Raw genomic sequence first — 19,395 nt, 5'->3', positions numbered from 1 at the left:
ATTATCACATAATTAAATAAACAAGGAGGTGCAAAAAATGAAAGAAATCTTGTAATTTATTTACCATATTCCTCCAAGAATTCTTTTTGGACCAGGTAGTCTAGAAAAATTAAGAAATGAAAAATTACCAGGGGAAAAAGCCCTTATTGTTATCTCTGCAGGTGGCTCTATGAAAAAACTTGGATATTTAGATAGACTTATTGATATATTAAAGAGTTTAAAAGTTGAATATGTGGTTTTTGATAAAATTCTTCCTAACACAGAAAAACCTGTCCTACAAAGAGTTACAATAACTACTACAGCTGGTACTGATACAGAAACAGATCCCTGGAAAGTTATAAGCAATGTTGAGAACAATGAAAAATTAGAAGGATTCATTGTAAATATATTAGAAGGACTAATTATGAGCTTGGAAGCACATCATTCGCTTTTTGTTTCCAAATTAATAGAAAGATACATACAGCTCGCGAAAGCTATGGGGTTGACATAGATTCTCTTCCCTATGAGGAAAGACCATATGCCTTTGTAAAAGCTATGAAAAAATTACAAGAAGAATGTGGAGTAGGCAATTTAAAGATGTCTGACTATGGAATAAGGAGGGATGAAATTGAGAAATTAGCAGATAATGCTATAAAAACTATGGGAGGACTTTTTGAAAGGGATCCATATAAATTGAGCTTTGAAGAAACTACTGAGATATTAAGAAAAGCATACCAATAAAAACGGATAAAAACTTATGGGAGGAGATTATATCATGAATAAGATTCCTGTAATTCTTGATACCGATATAGGCACCGATATTGATGATACATGGGCTCTTATTATGCTTATTAACTCTCCTGAACTGGATGTTAAATTAATAACTACAGTAAGTGGAGATACTATTTATAGGGCAAAAATTATTGCCAAAATACTTAAAATAGCAGGAAAAAAAATACCAATTGGTATAGGTATAGGAGATCCTAAAAACTCTTTGAATTTTCAAGAACCTTTTGTAAGAGATTTTGATATAAATTCCTACGAAGGAGAAATATATGAAGACGGTATTCAAGCTATGGTTGATCTAATAAAAAATTCAGAAGAACCTATTACTATAGTATCTATAGGGCCTGCTACAAATATAGCAAAAGCAATAGAAATCTACCCTGACCTACCTAAAAAATGTAATTTTGTTGGAATGCATGGAAGTATATATAAAGGATATGGAGGTAAAGATGGGAGAGATCCAGAGGCTAATGTAAAGTCTGACGTCCTTTCCCTTAGAAGAGTTTTCTCATCTAATTTTATAAGTAAGCTCATAACTCCTCTTGATACATGTGGTTTAGTTTTCTTAGATGGAGAAAGATACAAAAAGATATATAATTCAGAAAAACCCATTCTAAAAGCCTTAATAGAAAATTATAAAATATGGGCAAAACTTGTAACATGGACAAAAGTTGATTCAGAAAATCACTCATCAACACTTTTTGATACCGTTGCTGTGTACTTAGCATATTCTCACGAATTTCTTGAAATTGAGCCGATAAAAATAAAGGTCACTGATGATGGATATACAGTGCCAGATGAAAAGGGAGATGAAATATTAGTAGCTATAAGATGGAAAGATCTAAATGCCTTCCTTGATCATTTGGTAGAGAGATTAATGGGAGAGGAATAAGAAGTAAGAAGAAAGAGCCCGTAGCCTATGAGCTACGGGCTCAATTTACTTTAATCCTATTAATAAGGAATCACCATTGAATGGAGACATTTTAATTATTGTTTCACCTTCTGATTTTTTAACTTCCGGCACAAAAAATTTCCTTTCCATAAGCTCTATTCCTTCCCATTCATAATCCTCATCTAATCTCAATCTTATATTAAAATTATATGGATTATATATTACAATTTTGTTTCTTCCTTTAGATACTCTTATCTCTTGGGTTTCATTTATGAGTAAATCATTTGCTGGTTCTATATCATATAATTCATATTTTTCAAAAACCCATTTTGCAAAACTCAAATCGTAAACTCCGGGAAATACTAAGGCATCTCTCCAATAATATGGTGCAGCATAATCAGAAACAGAATATTCCCCTAATCCTTTCTCCCAGGACCATATTCCATGAGCTCCATATGTTACTCCAGCCTTTGCACCAGAGAGGAGACTTTGCCATACAGCTTTTCTTACATCATTCCTTGTAAATCTTCCATATACATTATAATTTCCTATAGATCCTATTCCTTCATAACATGGCTCTCCATTAACAATAGGCCTCTTAACTTTTTTATTATAAAATTTAAGGGCTATTTCATATCCCCAATGCATTTTATCTTTAAAATGACAAGATTGATACATATAAAAATCATAGTAAGGAGAATTAATTATTTCCTCTGGTACATCAGCATAACCACCACAAAGATGCAATGTCGTTAAAGAATTTGGAGCATATTTTTTAGCCATCTCTAATGCCTTTAAATAGTATTCTGTTGCTCCCTCTCCTTCAAAATTTGTATCTCCAGATATTATAAATATAGGATTATAATCCTTAAACTTGTTTATCACATAATATAGATACTCCTCTAAATTTTCCCTGGGTATAACGTGAGAGACACCTTTTTCTGCTAACATCTTAGATAACCAATTATCTGGTACGTAATTTGCCCAAAGTATTACTAAAGCAGGAATTAGGTTTCTTTCAATCATCATCTCTACCATATTTCTTGCTCTTTCAAAATACTTTTCATTTATCTTATTAAAATTCCATTTTCCATTAGGCAATACTTCAAAGGGATCCATATAAATATCGGTAACACTCCTATCCCATTGAGGAAGAACATCAATTTGGATAGTATTAAATCCTTGCATTTTCCTATAGTTTAGATAATCATTCCACTCTTCTATAGTGATGTTTGTAAAGGCACTCCAACAAGTATCTGCAAAATAGAAAAACACTTTTCCATCTTTAATAAAATAATCCTTTGTATCAGATATTCTTATATACCCCATATATAAACCTTCTTATTTAGAATTAGAGAATAGCCAATCTACTACCTCTTCACTCTCATAAGCAGGCACCCAAGATGCATGAGGATGATACCCTATAGATTCAAGATAATCCTTAGGAAATTCTGTATATTTAACCTTTCCTCCTATATCAACCAATTTTCTTACTATCTCACGAGATAAGAAAACAGGCACTAATGGGTCGTCCTCCGCATGAAATACCCACATTGGAATATCCTTTATTCTATCTACTCTATTTAAATCTCCCCCACCGCATATGGGAATAGCTGCCGCAAAGAGTTCGGGATGCTCCATAAGAATAGCAAAAGTACCATATCCTCCCATAGAAAGTCCAGTTATATATATTCTATTTTTATCAATATTATACTTAGATATTAAATCCTTAATAAGATTTGCTACAGCCAAAAGCTCTTTATTCGCCTTAAAAGGATTTCCACCAGTAATAAGTCCTGTCCAACTGCTATAAGGAGGACATTGAGGAGCAAGTACAAAACAAGGATGCTCTGCTTGATGTCCAGGCTCTGCCCAAACTATAGCCCCTCTATTGCCTGCAAGAGGCAAATAATTATCATTTCCCCTTTCTCCCGCTCCATGGAGAAAGACTACAAGAGGATATACTTTAGAAGAATCAGTATTCTTAGGGATAAATAAACGGTATGGTAGATCTACATTTAGCTCCTTATCATGATATAATTCCGCTATAAAATCATCAATAATCAAATGTTTCTCATGGGTATTTTCCAAAGAAAAGGTTGGAATCTTCTTACCATCAATAGAATATATATCAGTCTTCTGAGTTACTAAATACTCTAATTTATGCCTACCCGTTAAAAACCTATTGTTATCAAAATATGTTGTAATAGCATTCATATCCTTGGGATCTAACTCTATAATTACATATCTTCCTCTATTGGCAAAAAAATTCATTACTAATCTTCCATCTGAATTTGCATATACCCTTTTTACAGTTCTTTTTCCCATATTACCAATCTTTGACTCAACTTCAAAGATGTTTGGAGCTAATCTATTCCCATCTACTTCATAAGCATATTCAATAACTACAGCATAAACCTTTTCTCCTTCAGGAAAAACTTTGGTAACCAAAGTAATACTTTTAACCTCATCCATAGAAAAACTCACCTCCAATAATAATAGAACTAAGAGTAAAAAAATAAAAATTTTACTTCTCATTCTTTACACCCCCAATAATAGATATTTACTGACTATTTTATCATAAAATTAAAAAAATATTATTAAAAAGTTTTCTAACTCCAATCTAGATTTTCCAATTCATCTTGCGATTTAATTTTAGGAAATACACTATTCATAATCTTATTCTTATAGCAAAAAATTAGTTATTGATATTTACTTTTTCATTATATATAATATACCTGTGCCTTAGTTTTTAATAAAAATTTTACTTAAAAGAGGGGGTGCAACCCTTGAAAAAAGTATTTTTAGTCTTAGCCATCCTCTTGGTACTTTTCTCCTTTACTGGTACATCAGCCCAAGTACTACCCCAAGGTATACCCAGAGACAAAACTTTAATTCTACCATTTCTTTTTGCTCCTTTACCTGTACCAGGTAATTGGAACCAGTGGGCAGGATGGAGAGCCCAAAACTGTGGTCTTCACCAATTTGTAACAGAGCCGTTATGGACATTAAACCCAGATGTAGTAAAGGGTGGAATTATAAATGCTTTAGCTTCCGAAGGTCCAATATACAATAAAGATTTTACAAGACTTGTTATTAAATTAAGAAAAGGTATCTACTGGAGTGATGGTGTTGAATTTACGGCAGATGATGTAGTGTTTACAATTCAAAAAGTAAAAGAAACAGAAGGACTCGATTATCATGGTGCAATGCAAGATGTTAAAAGAGTTTATGCTACTGACAGATATACAGTAGTTGTAGATCTTAATAAACCAAACGCCAGATTCCATACCTTCTTCTTAGAAAGATGGGGAGCTCTTAGACCCATGCCTAAGCATATATTTAGCAAAGTAAAAGACATACTTACCTATGATTTTAACCCACCAGTAAGCTTAGGTCCTTATGTATATGTAAGCCATGATCCTGCTGGTTACTGGGTACTTTGGAAAAAGAGAATAGATTGGCAAAGAACTGTCACAGGACAATTATTTGGAGAACCTAAACCAGAGTACGTATTATTTATCAATTATGGACCTCCTGAGAAACAGAATATGGCTATGTTAAGACACGAATTAGATGTTATACAAGGGACTGCAGAGCAAATGCTAACAATGCTAAAGATGAGTAATACAACAAGAAGTTATCGTGATACATGGCCATATATTGACCCAAGAGATATCTCTACAAGAGGACCTGCCTTTAACCATTTAGTATTCCCTTATAATAATAAAGATGTAAGATGGGCTCTTGCTTTATCAATTGACATCGTAGAATTAGCCATATCAACATATAATGGAATGGTGGCTATGACTCCTGGACTTCCTCTTGTAGTAGGTAAAAACTTCTACGACTGGTACTTCAAACCATTAGAAGCATGGTTAAAGAATCTTACCCTTGATATTGGTGGAGGGGAAAAATTCAAACCGTGGGATCCAGAAGCACCTTGGAGACTTCTTGATTGGGCAAAGAAAAACTACAAGGTAGATATTGATCCTAAAAATAAGGAAGAAGTACAACTAACATTAGGATACGGTTGGTGGAAATATGCTCCTGAAGTAGCTGAGAAATTACTAGTAAAGAATGGATTTAAGAAAATTGGAGGAAAATGGCATCTACCTGATGGAAAACCATGGAAGATAACCATATTAAGAGGGCCTGATCCCACTGATATGGCAAACATTGTAATTCTTGGAGTTGCAGAACAATGGAAGAAATTTGGAATTGATGTTGTATTTAATGTATCTGCAGCAGCTGCAACTCTTGCCTTAAATGGACAATTTGAAGTATTAAATACAGGACATGGTGGGTTTGCTGGTGAACCTTGGGGATTACATCCTGACCTCTATCTATGCTTCAATGCTATGAACAGTAAGTACGTAAGACCTGTTGGAGAACCTACACTTGGATGGGCATGCAGATGGAGCGATCCAAGAATGGATAAGATAATCTCTTCTCTTGAAAAAACTCGCTGGAGTGATCTTGCCACTATCAAAAAGCTTGGTCTTGAAGGTTTAAAACTTCAAATAGAAGAAATGGTTGCTATTCCTTGTTTCAATTGTCCTATTGCTATTGTCTTTGATGAATATTACTGGACCAATTGGCCAAGCCCTAAGAATGACTACGCACGTTGTGATAACTTCACAACTTGGCCTCAATTAAAATATATTCTCCATCAAATTAGACCAACAGGAAGAAAGTAAACATTGATTATAGGTCAGGCAAGGTTAACACCTTGCCTGACCTTCAATAAAAGGAGGAATAAAGGAGAAATGTCTTTTATAAAAAGATATTTAATACCAAGATTAATCCAATATGTAATAGTAACTTTTCTTGGTTTAACTGCAATATTCATTTTCCCACGTCTCCTTCCTGTAGATCCAGTTAAGCAACAACTTACTCAATATCAAACCTTTGGAGTATATGTTTCTCCTGAACAACAAGAAGAAATAATCAAAACCCTTAAACAATTGTATGGTCTGGAAGGAACCCTTTGGGACCAGTATATAATGTTTTGGAAAAGATTTTTTAGTGGAAACTTTGGTCCTTCTCTTTCTCGATTCCCAACACCTGTAAATCAACTCCTTGCTATGGCTCTTCCATGGACCTTAGGGCTTCTTTCTGTAACAACCATTTTAAGTTGGATAATAGCAGTCATTGCAGGGGGTATTGTAGGATATTTTAGAAAAAAGTGGATGGAAGCTATTGATATATTAATCATGATTATAAGACCTATACCTTATTATATAACTGCTCTTATATTTCTTATTTTATTTTCCTATATATTCCCCATATTTCCCTTAGGGGGAGGTATAGGGGTAGGAAGAACTTTGTCTTTTAACCTACAAACTATTTTAAACATAATAAAACATGCCACTTTACCAGCCTTAACTCTTCTTGTAGTGGGAATAGCCTGGCAATTTCAAAGTATGAAATTAATTGTTCAAAGCATACAGACAGAAGATCACGTAATATATGCAAAAACAGCAGGAGTAGATGAGAAAAATATAGTTTTTAGCCATATCATAAAGAATGCCATGTTACCTATGATAACCCAATTAGGACTACAATTTGGAGGAATATTTAGTGGGGCATTAATCACAGAGATGGTCTTCACCTATCCAGGAATTGGGCAGATTTTATATGATGCCATAATGAGAGCTGATTATAATTTAATTATGGGAATTATGTGTATATCTGTGGTAGCAGTTACCACATCAGTTTTATTTTTAGATCTTATTTATCCTTTCTTTGATCCAAGAGTGCGTTATAGATAATAAACTTAATTCTCATCGGAGGATGAAAAAAGTGAATACTGTTAAAAGCTTAATTTATGATCTTTTTAAAGACTATAGATTTGTTGTCGCCTTCATTATTATTTGCATATTTATTCTTTTAGTTATCCTTTCCTTTTTCTCACCTTATAATCCACAAAGGATGTATCAAGTACCTTCTGGCCTACCACCATCTTTTAAGTATCCTTTAGGTACTAATTGGTTAGGACAAGATGTATTTTGGCAACTTACCTTTGCTGTAAAAAATTCTCTCATAATCGCATTAGTTACTGCTTTTTTCTCAAGAATAATTGCAGTAATTATAGGAATTTTAGCAGGCTACAAAGGTGGGACAACCGACAGAGTCATAACTACAATAGGAGACACAACCATGGTACTTCCCTTCTTAATAATTCTTATAGCCATATCTATGATTCTTAAAGACTGGACAAATAACTTCTTTAATTTAGGAATACTATTAGCTTTCTTTTCATGGGCTTGGGATGCAAGGGTAATTAGATCACAAGTTTTAAGTTTAAGAGAAAGAGAATTTGTAAAAGTAGCAGTACTCTCAGGTATGCCCACTATAAGAATTATTAGAAAACAGCTTTTACCCCATGTACTACCAATAGTCTTTACCACATTTATAAACAATATGTCTTGGGCTATTGGTATGGAGATCACTCTTGCATATCTTGGCCTTGGTATAGATCCTACAGTACCTACCATAGGTACCATGCTCCAGACAGCCATATATAGGCAGGCTCTATTCATGGGGCTTTGGTGGTGGCTTCTTACTCCTATAGTTACTGCTATTCTTCTTTTTGTTGCTTTATATTGGATATCAGTAAGCTTAAGTGAATATTTAGATCCAAGAGCCCGATTCCAAAGAATTGGCTTTGGAAAATAACAAATATTTAGACTCACGCCATTTATGGAGGAAGATTAAAAATGGAAAAAGTATTGGAGGTTAAAAATCTAAAAAAGATATATTCAATAGGAAGTATATTTTCAAAAGTTAAAATAACTGCAGTTGATAATGTATCCTTTTATATAAATAAAGCTGAAACATTTACCCTTGCAGGAGAAAGTGGTTGCGGAAAAACTACCACAGCTAAAATAATTTTAGGATTTGAAGAACCAACTTCTGGAGATATCATTATAGAAGATAAACCTATTCAAAAGAATAAATTTCAAGATTTTAGAAAAAAGGTCCAAGCAGTATTCCAGAACCCCTTTGAAAGCTTTAATCCTCTTCTAACTATAGATGATATTTTCTATGAGACTGTATTTAACTACAAAATGGCTAAAAATAAATCTCATGCGGAAGAGATAATCAATGAGAAATTAAAAGCAGTAGGACTATCTTTTGATGAAATAAACGGTAGATATCCTACTGAACTTTCTGGAGGACAACTTCAGAGAGCATCCATTGCAAGATCTCTTTTAACCAATCCATCTATATTAATAGCAGATGAGCCAGTTTCAATGGTAGATGCATCCTTAAGAATGTCAATAGTAAATCTTTTCTCAAAATTAAAGAAAGAAACAGGACTAAGCGTTCTATACATAACCCATGATCTTGCCACTGCCTATTATGTTAGTGAGCGAATTGCAATAATGTTTCGAGGAAATATTGTAGAAATGGGACCTGTAGATAAAGTACTAATTCATCCTAAACATCCTTATACTCAACTTCTCATAGAGTCTATACCTGAAGCCGATCCAGATAAAAAATGGAAAAGAAAAATAAGTATTGCAGATACTGAATATACAGAATACCTTAAAACAGGTTGTAAATTTGCAGGAAGATGCCAAAATGTAATGGAGACTTGTAAAAAAGAAGAGCCAAAAGAAGTAACGGTGGATAATGTGATAGTTAAGTGCCACCTATATAATGGGAGGAGAGCATAAAAATGAGCGAAGTATTAAAAACTGAAAATTTAAAAGCCTTTTATATCCTGGAATATTGGGGAGAAAAGAGAGTAATTAAAGCAGTCAATAATGTTAACCTCAGTATAAAACAAAATGAAATATATGGTATTGCAGGAGAAAGCGGTTGTGGAAAATCTACTCTTTTAAAAGCATTACTTGCTAACTTAGACCCTCCACTCCAACTTATAGATGGAAAATTATTTTACAAAACAAATGGAGATTTTATTGACGTTTTTTCTCTTACCAAAAAAGAGATTAAAAATTTAAGATGGTCCTTCATCTCTTATATACCCCAAGGGTCCATGCATGTATTAAACCCTGTTAAAAAAGTAAAAGATTCCTTTTTAGAAATTTTAGAAAGTCATATAAAAGCAAAGGATATAAAAGAATACTTTGATCTAATGAGAGAACATTTAAAAGATTTAGGGCTATCTCCTGAAATATTAGAAGCCTATCCCCATCAACTTTCAGGAGGAATGCGTCAAAGAGTTGTAATCGCTCTTGCAACCCTACTGCATCCTCAAGTGATATTAGCAGACGAACCAACTACTGCCTTAGACGTTGTGGCCCAAAGAGCTGTCATTCAGCTACTCAAAGATATCCAAGAAACATTTAAAAATACCATTATTATAGTAACCCATGATATGGGTATACATGCTCAACTAACCACAAGAATGTCTATTATGTACGCAGGAAAAATAATTGAAGAGGCACCAACTCAAGAAATATTTAAAAATCCTATCCATCCATATACCAAATATCTTATACAATCTCTTCCTAAAATAGGAGAAAAAGAACAAAGAGAAGGTATATCTGGAAGTCCACCATCACTAATATACCCACCACCAGGATGTGCTTTTCATCCCAGATGTCCAGAAGCAAAACCAGAATGTGCTGAAGAAGAACCAAAACTTATAGAAGTTTCTCCTCAACATAAAGTTGCCTGTTTTCCAAATTAGTTTTACAAAGGAGGTATTAATATGCAAAAGATAAATATAGATAGATCATGGGAATACTTAGAAAGTCCTCTTAACTATATTGACTCTGTTATGAGAGAAAAAAACTGGATTTCAGTAGATTTGCCCCATGACATAGCTATTGAAAAGGAAAGAAGAGAAGAAAATCCGTCAGGACCTGACGAAGGATTTACCGCTGGATGTAGCCTCTTTTACAAAAAAGAGTTAGATTTTGGAGAAGAATACAAAGATAAAAATATAATTTTGGAGTTTGAAGGAATAATGGGAATCTCTGAAATATTTATAAATGGTTTCTTAGTAAAGAAACATTTTTATGGGTATACAAGCTTCCTTGTAGATATAACTAAGTATGTAAAAATTGGAGAAAAGAATATCCTTATTGTGCATGTAGAAAATACCCATAAACCGAGTTCTCGTTGGTATGCAGGAACAGGTATTTATAGACATGTTTGGCTACATGTAGGAGATAAAGTCTATATAAAACCATGGGAATTTCATATAACATACGACATATTAAATAATGAAAAGGCTATTATATATCCCAAAGTTATATTAAAAAACACCGATGACAAAGTTCAAAATGGAAAATTAGTCTTTGAAATCTTCTCAAAAAATAACGAGTTAATAAAATCAAAAGAGATAGATTTTTATTTAGATTCAAAAGAAGAAAAAGAATTTAGAACAGATATAGAACTTTCTAATTTTATCTTTTGGGATATAGAAAATCCTTATCTCTATAAAATCAGAGCAAGAGTAATAAAAAACAATAAAGAAATTGACACATCTGAGACCGAATTTGGTATTAGAAGTATAAGTATATCTCCTGAGGAAGGGCTTAAACTCAATGGTAGACCAATAAAACTAAAGGGTGGATGTATACATCATGACCATGGGATTTTAGGAAGCAAAAGTTATGACAGAGCTGAAGAAAGAAAGGTAGAAATTCTTAAAAATAATGGATTTAACGCTGTAAGGCTCGCCCACAATCCCTATGCTCCCTCTTTCTTATCTGCTTGCGATAGGCTAGGACTATTAGTAATTGACGAATTCTTTGATGTTTGGACATGCGGCAAAAAATCCTATGATTACCACCTATATTTTGAAAAATGCTGGGAAGAAGAGGTAGAAAGCACTATAAAAAGAGATTTCAATCACCCCTCCATCATTATGTGGTCTATAGGGAATGAAGTTACATGGGGATCTGGAATAGACTGGGAAAGAGAAGAAGGATACTCAAGCATATATGAATGGAGTGATAAATTAGCTAAAAAAGTAAAAGAGCTTGATCCTACAAGATTTGTTACTTCTGCCTTTTGTGGACTTTCTTTTGAAAGTATAAATGTAGAAGATATGGAGGAAGACAATATTGTCCTTTTAGGTATATGGAAGGGCAATGAGGAAACAAAAGAAAGATGGGGAGAAATAACAAAGAGATTCTTTAAACTCTTAGATGTGGCAGGATATAACTATAAGATTGAAAGGTATGCGTACGATAGGATTAAATATAAAGATCGTATAATATGTGGCACTGAGACATTCCCTTACACCATGTATGATAACTGGAAAGAAACATTAGAAAATTCAAATGTTATTGGAGATTTTGTATGGACTGCCATTGACTATCTTGGAGAGGCAGGAATCGGAAGAGTATCTATAGATAGAGAAGAAGCCAATAATTTCTTAGGAAAATATCCATGGTTTTTAGCAAATTGTGGAGATATTGATATATGCGGAGAAAAGAGGCCCCAATCTTATTACAGAGATATAGTATGGAGAAATAGAAAAGATCCTATTATATTTGCACTTCCTCCAGAACTTTACGGGAAAAAATTATACATGAGAGCATGGTCATGGGAACCAGTAGAAAGAATCTATAACTTTAAAGGATATGAAGGAAAACCTATAAGAATATATATTTATGCAGATGCTGATGAAGTAGAACTCTTTCTAAATGGAAAATCTCTTGGAAGAAAATTATCAGGAGAAAAAGTAAAATTCAAGACTATTTATGATATTACTTATGAACCTGGTGTATTGGAAGTAATAGCTTATAAAGATGGAAAAGAGGTTGGTAGAGATCGATTGGAAACTACTTCTGATCCTTCAAAGTTAATACTTATTCCTGATAGAAAAGAACTAATTTCTTATGGAGATCTATGCTATGTAAAAATTATAGCTGTGAATGAAAAAGGCTTGGAAGTACCCGATGCAGATAATAAAATAACAGTAGAAGTAAAGGGAAGTGGAAAATTAATAGCCCTTGGAAATTCGGATCCATTTTTCCATGGATCTTTTGTAAGCTCTCTTGGATATCTATATAAAGGGAAAGCCTTGGCTGTCATAAAGAGTATTGAAGAAGAAGGAGAGATTTATATAAAGGTATCGGGAGACATGCTAAAAAGCTCAGAAGAAAAAATTTACATTAAAAAGGAAAGACCATAAACCATATTAAAGAATTGATAATTATCTATATAAAATAGAAAATAGAAACCTGAAGGGGAAAGGTTGTCCATTATTTTAAACCTTCCAAAGTTGATTTGTGTTAACTTTTCAATATTTGATGAAAACAAACTATAATAATATCTTATAAAAAGGGATTTATACTCTTCTTTGAAAGATAGTTCCATAACGAATTCATCCTTTTCCCCTTTATGAGCTATACCTATATTTAATTCCAAAGGAAGAAGTTGAATAAAGTCTTTACAACCCTCATAGCCACTTATTAAAGGTCTAAAGACAATATAGCCATTCTCATCCACATACTCTCTATCAGTAGATGTCTTAGCCTCAGTATATGGAATATGGAACCAAAAAATTTTTCCCCATAAATCTTGAATATTTATATAAAAGGAAAAATTTTCAAAGGGACTAAAAACAATCTCAAAATCAAAGGAATAACCTATGCCTTTACCCTTTGCATTATCCATACGTGTATAAAGTAAATTTTTGTTATAAATATAATCAAGTAAAAGATCAAAGCTATATGTTACCTCATCTATCCTGGAAAAATTACCTTTCAAAACACCATTTTGATAATCAAGGCCTATGTATAATTTAGGACTGAAATTCAGAGCCCAAAAATCTCCAAGATCCACCCTTCTTTTCATATAAATACCACCTACAGAATACCCTTTAATCTCTCCATAAATATCATAATCACCTACTGATAGATCATTATTAATCAATCCCTTTATAAAATTCAACGTGGAATTATTAATATAACCATAGTATTCACTATAGAATAAAGCTCCTATTTCAAATCCCTTAAAAGAAACTTTCATTTGATTCCCATACAACATGAACATATGATTCTTTAGATTTGTGTTTATATCTCCATTTAAAATACCATCCCCAGAAATACTAATAAAATTACTTAAAGATATACTACTAAAAGAAAAGAATGCATCACTTGAAAAGGAAAAACCATAACAAATCTTAATAACAAAAAAGAATATCAGAGGGATCAATTTTAACTTCATAGAACTAAAAGGGGAGAGGACATCCTCTCCCCTAAAAATCTTTTTTAAAATATAGATTCTATATATCCATCAATATACTTAACCATGGGAACACCATTTAAAAGATAAAGATCAGCAAGTTTAATACCAGCATTATTTTTTATAGTACCTGTAAATACATCATCTCCACTTTGATTCCCATCTACTGTAAAGCTAACAATTAATCCATCTTGATTATTCAAAGTAACAGTTAATATACTTGTTGATTCGTTATAAGATGATACAGGACTCTGAGGCGTCTTAAGCCATACCTTTGAACCATCAGGATTTGTCCTTTCATATCCTGCATTTATAACATAAACTTGATATGTATCATGTCTTATCCCAAGATTTGCATCGATTTTTGGTCTTTGAGGAGCTTCTATATGACCTGTAAAATTGGCATTCCACTTAGGGAAATTATTAGGACCATACTCCTCATAAGGATTATAACTTTCTGGATTTAAATATTCACCTGTAATAGTACCTGTAAAGTAAGCACCAGTTGGCTGACCATTCATCATCTCTCTAAAGGTTCCTGTAAAGGAGATATTCTTGGGAGGATTTTGAGTATTACCATTCTGATAGGTTACATGTACAAATGTTATATCAAGACTTCCTTCTGCCTGTGCTGTTGTAGTGGTAATTTGTCCAGAAACATATATTCTCTTCAAATAAGATAACCATATCTCTTGATTTTGATCATACCATTCTCCAAACTCTGCATAAAGTTTCCTGTTATTATCTCTTAAATCGATATTTAAATAGGGTGAAGTAATCATACCAGTAATTGTTATTGTGGCAGGAAAATTAGAATTGGCAAGTTTTGTTGCTGTATAGTTTCCATTTATACTCATATTACCATCATTAGTTCCCATAGTAACATTTAACTCTCCATTTGTTGGGAAATTATTAGCATCAAAATTAACTGTAAGGTTACCATCATCAATTAGAGAATTACCTTTATATCCTTGAAAAGCTATCTGAATCGAGGATGAATTTTCCCATTGATTAACATCAGCAGTTATATGGAGAACATAACCTATCTCTGTATACTCAAAGGTATATGTTCCTGGTGGAGATGCTTGAGATACACAAGATAAAATAAATCCTATTCTGTCTATTGTTTCACTAAGATCTGGAACAATCTTCTCATGTATTTCTTCAGATAATCTATTAAATGGTGTATCAACTATTCCAGGAACCCCTATGCCTTTATAGTCATGAATTGTAAGTATGGTATTTCTTAAATCAGCTACTAACAACTTTGCCTTTGCTACATCTCCACTCTGAGTTGTAGTAAATTTCCAAGTTGGTCCATCTGTTTGAGCTCCTTTACTGTCCTTTGCAATTACTTTCCAATAATAGGTGGTATTATAATTTAAATTTTTTACCTGATAGCTACTTGTAGGGTGACTATTCACTAACATTCCTAAATTATTTTGATTTACTCCAAAGTAAATATCAAATACTAAAGGATCACCATCTGGATCTGAACACTGCCAGCTTAGAATAACCTCCGTAGGAACATTATTTTCATTATCTTGTGGATTTGGATTAGCAGGAACACTTGGTGGATTATTTGTTTGTCCTTCAGCTTGAGTAGTAAAGCTCCATACTGGTCCTTCCTTGACACCACCCTTTCCATCCTTTGCTACTACTTTCCAATAATACGTAGTATTGAATGCTAAATCCATTATCTTATAACTTGTAGAGTTATGATTCTCTTTAATACAATATAGAGAATTAGCATTTGTTCCAAAGTAAATATCAAATACTAAAGGATCACCATCTGGATCTGAACACTGCCAACTCAATACTGGATCAAGAACTACAGAAGTTGCACCATCTGGAGGATTTGGATTATATGGAGTATTGGGAGGATTATTAGTAGGTTTTGGAGTACAACCTCCTATCAGCAATACTAAAAGAATTAATATAAAGAGTTTTCTAATAATCATGAGAATCATCCCCCTCTCCATTATTTTTTAAAATTTTGATATTATTTTATCACATTAATAAAATTAAAAAAGTGATTTAGATCACTTTTTCTAAATTTTCTAAAATAAAAAAGCAGAAAAATATCTCGTTAAAATAAAAATATTAAAATCTACTCTTTGTTTCTCTGAAAAGATGCCCATATACCTAAAGCACAAAGTAAAGTAAAGATGTATAAAAGTATTCTAAAGGCATACATAAAATCAAGAGAAAATTCCAAACCTGACATATCCTTCAATAAAATAGAAAAAACAGAATTAACAAGTGCCATGCTAAAGGTCTGCCCTAAAACTCTCATGGTTGCTAAAGTAGAAGAAGCTACACCATATAGACTTCTATCCACACTCCCCATAATAGCATTGGTATTAGGCGAGGAAAAAAGTGCAAAACCAAAACCTAAGAAAAATCCAGATAGAGAGATAAGAAAAATTGGAGTATTAGGAGAAAGAAAAGATAAGAAAAATATAACTATAGAGATTATCAACATACCCAAAGAAGCTATTATACCTGGATCTTTCCTATCTGATAATCTTCCTGCCCATGGAGAAAATATAACCTGCGAAATCGGCTGAAAGGATAGTAAAAAACCTGCAATATGAGGAGCAATATATTTTACACTTTGGAGATATATACTCAAAAGGAAAGAAAGGGCAGATGTAGCACCATAGTTTATAAAAGCTGATAAATTTGAAAATATAAATCTTCTATTCCTAAAAAGATTTATAGGAAATATAGGATTAGATATCTTCTTTTCTACGTAATAAAATAAAAACAATAAATAAGCTCCAAATAAAATACCCATGATTCCCAATTCATTCTTCAGATTTGAAAGTCCTAATAAAATAAAAGTAACAGAAAAGGCATAAAGAAAAGATCCTAAAAGATCAAATTTCACACTACTTTGTCCTTCCAATTCTTCCTCTACAAAAAGACTCATTATAAAAGAAATCATCCCTAATATTAAAGTAAATATAAAAATACTTCTCCAGGAAAAATACTTAGTAAGAAAACCTCCTAAGGATGGTCCCAAAGACAAACCTAAATACACAGATGTAACATAATATCCTAAATTTTTACCTCTCTCAGATGATAATGAAATAGACGATACTAAGGCTGGGGTTGTGGCAAAAAGAATAGATCCTCCAAACCCCTGAATAATCCTTGAAAATGCGAGAATATCATAATTAAAAGATAATATACTTATTAAGGCTCCAATAGAAAATACAAATAATCCTATAGAAAATAATTTCTTTCTTCCGTAAATATCAGCAATCTTACCAAAAGGAAGAAGTAAAAAAGCATTTGAAAGAAGATATAAAGTAGACAACCAGCTTAAGGAAACAGTATAAAGATAAAATTCCTTGCCAATAGCAGGTAAAGCCACATTAATAGCAGAGGCAGAAAAGGAAGTAATAAAAGAGCCAAGAAGTACAGCTATAAAAAGTTTATTTCTCATATCTTACCTCTTTAATCTTTCCTCAAAAGTCTTAAATATCTTCTTATTAAATATGTCTCTAAGAAAAACAAACTAATATCTTCATTTCTTTTCCTCTAATTTTTTAAATAATTTTTTAAAATTTTAACACAACCTCAAGAGTTTCAAAAGGTATAAATTTCAATTCCTTTTTATAACTCTTAAATTTTAACCACCCTTTTTGTATAATAGTAACAAGATTGTCTCAATTTGGACTTTTAGTCCATTTATCTAAGAGATGAGAGAGCTGATTAAAAAAATACTTAAGATAATATTCTTGATATTTTTTGTCTTTTGGGAAATATTTTCTATCTCTTATTCCTTTACTTTTGCAGTAATTGGTGATAGAGCAGGAAGACCTGTAAAGGGAGTATTTGAGAGAAATTTTTCTGAAATTTTAAAAAGAAAACCAGATTTTATTATTCAATTGGGAGATATCTTAGATAATAGTAGTGAAGAGGAATATAATTTTTTAAGAAATCTTATAAAAGATGTCAAAATTCCCATTTATTTTGTCCCTGGAAATCACGATCTAAAGGGTGATCCCAAAGGTGAAAAGTATCAAGCCTTTACAGGAAGACCTCTTTATTATTATTTTGATTACGAAAACTCAAGATTTATAATTCTTAATAATTCTTCAGGAAAAATAGGAAAAGAACAAATGAATTGGCTTATTAACATATTAAAAAACACAGATAAAAAATATAAATTTGTTTTCATGCATCAGCCCATTATATCTCCCAGTTTTTTCTTCTTATTTCATAAGGCAGATCCTTTTGAGTCTAAGGAACTTATGAGAATTTTTGAAGAATATAAAGTAAATTATGTCTTTTCAGGACATATTCATATGTACTATAGAAAGGTAATAAATGGAGTAACCTATATAATTTCAGGAATTGGAGGGGCTCGCCCTTACGTATCAACAGAAATTGATGAAGGGAAACCCCATTTTATCTTGTTAGAGGTTACAGATAAAGGAATAAAAGAAGAAGTAATCAGACTTTCCTGGTAGATTCCCTTAAGATAAGCTCAACATCTAAGGTAATATTGCTATATTTTAACCTTCCCTTTATTGTATTTATTAACATATGAGCAGAAAATGAACCAAGTTCATACATTGGTCTTCTTACAGTTGTAAGCTTAGGTTGTACATATTGGGCTAAGTTTATATCATCAAATCCCACAATGGATATATGGTCAGGAATTTTAAAACCTTCTTCTTGCAAAGCTTTCATCGCTCCAATTGCCATTTCATCGTTAGAGGAGAAAAATGCAGTAGGCATTTCTCCTTTTTTCCTTGAGATAAACTCTTTCATTGCTTTATAACCTGATTCCTCAGTAAAATTACCTTGAATAATTAAATCTTCATATACTTTTAATCCAAATTTTTCCATTGCTTTTACAAATCCTTTATATCTTTCTTTATTATCATAAGAATCTGGAGGACCACTAATAAAACCAATCTTCCTATGATTTAATTCAATAAGATGTCTTACTGCTTCAAAAGCACCCTTCTCGTTATCTATAAGAACACTACATACATTAACTTCTTCTAATTTCCTATCTAAAAGGACCAAGGGTATGTTTTCTTCTACAAGCTCTTTAATATCATCATTTGAGACCACAGGAGTCATTATTATGGCACCATTAAATATTTTTTCTTTTAAAAAAACCAAGGAAGATGGTCTTCCATGACCAGATTCGCAAAATATGACTAAATTATATCCCAAAATATGAGCCACATCTAGGATTCCCTGAACCAATTTATCATAAAAGGGGCCATTAATTTCATGAACTATAAGGGCTATCAAATCAGTTCTTAGCTTTTTTAAATTTTGAGCAAATTTATTAGGGATATAATTTAACTCCTTTGCAGCTTTTAAAACCTTCTCTCTTGTTTTTTCACTTACCTTATTACTATTATTCAATGCATAAGAAGCAGTAGAAATAGAAACACCCGCAAGCTTTGCCACATCTTTTATAGTGACCAAATAAAATCCCTCCTTTTAAAGAAACGTTTTTTATAATTTTATACAGTTTTTTTCAAATCTTCAAGGATTTTTATAAAGAATAAATAGAAATACTA

General features: G+C 32.3%; 16 protein-coding genes. 10 read left to right on the top strand and 6 right to left on the bottom strand.

The features are described from left to right. Positions 1-58 precede the first annotated feature (58 nt). From ACY3IT_RS01870 to ACY3IT_RS01860, 3 genes are read left to right on the top strand one after another with little or no spacing between them, the layout of a single operon-like run. Positions 59-490, top strand: coding sequence for an iron-containing alcohol dehydrogenase (locus tag ACY3IT_RS01870; protein WP_463083609.1), 432 nt, complete (start codon positions 59-61; stop codon positions 488-490). Between the two features lie 44 nt (positions 491-534). Further along, the gene (locus ACY3IT_RS01865) at positions 535-720 is read left to right on the top strand and encodes a hypothetical protein (protein ID WP_463083097.1); all 186 of its coding nucleotides are present in this window, start codon (positions 535-537) and stop codon (positions 718-720) included. A 34-nt stretch (positions 721-754) separates the two neighbouring features. After that, complete coding sequence (locus ACY3IT_RS01860; protein ID WP_463083096.1) at positions 755-1,657, top strand: nucleoside hydrolase; 903 nt, start codon at positions 755-757, stop codon at positions 1,655-1,657. A gap of 45 nt (positions 1,658-1,702) precedes the next feature. Here the strand turns inward: ACY3IT_RS01860 and ACY3IT_RS01855 are convergent, their stop codons facing one another. After that, complete coding sequence (locus ACY3IT_RS01855) at positions 1,703-2,986, bottom strand: apiosidase-like domain-containing protein (RefSeq protein ID WP_463083095.1); 1,284 nt, start codon at positions 2,984-2,986, stop codon at positions 1,703-1,705. Positions 2,987-2,998: 12 nt separating this feature from the next. Then, positions 2,999-4,195 (bottom strand): prolyl oligopeptidase family serine peptidase, encoded by a 1,197-nt coding sequence (locus ACY3IT_RS01850; protein ID WP_463083094.1) that lies wholly within the window; start codon positions 4,193-4,195, stop codon positions 2,999-3,001. 278 nt (positions 4,196-4,473) lie between these two features. On the opposite strand from ACY3IT_RS01850, the gene ACY3IT_RS01845 reads away from it, so the two are divergent. The 6 genes from ACY3IT_RS01845 to ACY3IT_RS01820 all read left to right on the top strand — a co-directional run bounded on the left by ACY3IT_RS01845 (position 4,474) and on the right by ACY3IT_RS01820 (position 12,782). After that, positions 4,474-6,357, top strand: coding sequence for an ABC transporter substrate-binding protein (locus ACY3IT_RS01845; protein WP_463083608.1), 1,884 nt, complete (start codon positions 4,474-4,476; stop codon positions 6,355-6,357). A 69-nt stretch (positions 6,358-6,426) separates the two neighbouring features. After that, on the top strand, positions 6,427-7,431 hold the full coding sequence (locus tag ACY3IT_RS01840; RefSeq protein WP_463083093.1) for an ABC transporter permease: 1,005 nt from the start codon (positions 6,427-6,429) through the stop codon (positions 7,429-7,431). A gap of 22 nt (positions 7,432-7,453) precedes the next feature. Further along, on the top strand, positions 7,454-8,338 hold the full coding sequence (locus ACY3IT_RS01835; RefSeq protein ID WP_463083092.1) for an ABC transporter permease: 885 nt from the start codon (positions 7,454-7,456) through the stop codon (positions 8,336-8,338). Positions 8,339-8,379: 41 nt separating this feature from the next. Beyond that, positions 8,380-9,342 carry an ABC transporter ATP-binding protein gene (locus ACY3IT_RS01830; RefSeq protein ID WP_463083091.1) on the top strand — a complete coding sequence of 321 codons (963 nt, stop codon included), beginning with the start codon at positions 8,380-8,382 and terminating at the stop codon, positions 9,340-9,342. Between the two features lie 2 nt (positions 9,343-9,344). Further along, entirely contained in the window at positions 9,345-10,322 is a 978-nt protein-coding gene (locus ACY3IT_RS01825; protein WP_463083090.1) for an ABC transporter ATP-binding protein, read from the top strand. Positions 10,323-10,343: 21 nt separating this feature from the next. Beyond that, positions 10,344-12,782, top strand: coding sequence for a glycoside hydrolase family 2 TIM barrel-domain containing protein (locus ACY3IT_RS01820; RefSeq protein ID WP_463083089.1), 2,439 nt, complete (start codon positions 10,344-10,346; stop codon positions 12,780-12,782). Here the strand turns inward: ACY3IT_RS01820 and ACY3IT_RS01815 are convergent. The 3 genes from ACY3IT_RS01815 to ACY3IT_RS01805 form a co-directional block, all read right to left on the bottom strand. Further along, complete coding sequence (locus ACY3IT_RS01815) at positions 12,758-13,819, bottom strand: hypothetical protein (protein ID WP_463083088.1); 1,062 nt, start codon at positions 13,817-13,819, stop codon at positions 12,758-12,760. The genes ACY3IT_RS01820 and ACY3IT_RS01815 overlap by 25 nt on opposite strands. A 44-nt stretch (positions 13,820-13,863) precedes the next feature. Next, positions 13,864-15,798: a fibronectin type III domain-containing protein gene (locus tag ACY3IT_RS01810; protein WP_463083087.1), complete on the bottom strand. Its 1,935-nt coding sequence runs from the start codon at positions 15,796-15,798 to the stop codon at positions 13,864-13,866. A gap of 149 nt (positions 15,799-15,947) precedes the next feature. Further along, the gene (locus tag ACY3IT_RS01805) at positions 15,948-17,291 is read right to left on the bottom strand and encodes an MFS transporter (protein WP_463083086.1); all 1,344 of its coding nucleotides are present in this window, start codon (positions 17,289-17,291) and stop codon (positions 15,948-15,950) included. Positions 17,292-17,586: 295 nt separating this feature from the next. Here ACY3IT_RS01805 and ACY3IT_RS01800 point away from each other — a divergent pair, with 295 nt between their 5' ends. Further along, positions 17,587-18,321 carry a metallophosphoesterase family protein gene (locus ACY3IT_RS01800; RefSeq protein WP_463083085.1) on the top strand — a complete coding sequence of 245 codons (735 nt, stop codon included), beginning with the start codon at positions 17,587-17,589 and terminating at the stop codon, positions 18,319-18,321. Here ACY3IT_RS01800 and ACY3IT_RS01795 read toward each other — a convergent pair. After that, positions 18,305-19,300: a LacI family DNA-binding transcriptional regulator gene (locus ACY3IT_RS01795; RefSeq protein WP_463083084.1), complete on the bottom strand. Its 996-nt coding sequence runs from the start codon at positions 19,298-19,300 to the stop codon at positions 18,305-18,307. The genes ACY3IT_RS01800 and ACY3IT_RS01795 overlap by 17 nt on opposite strands. Positions 19,301-19,395: the final 95 nt, after the last annotated feature.

Source organism: Dictyoglomus sp. GBS (genome assembly GCF_055179815.1).
Note: the sequence above shows the minus strand (reverse complement) of the source record. Positions and strands in the feature narration are given on the sequence as shown.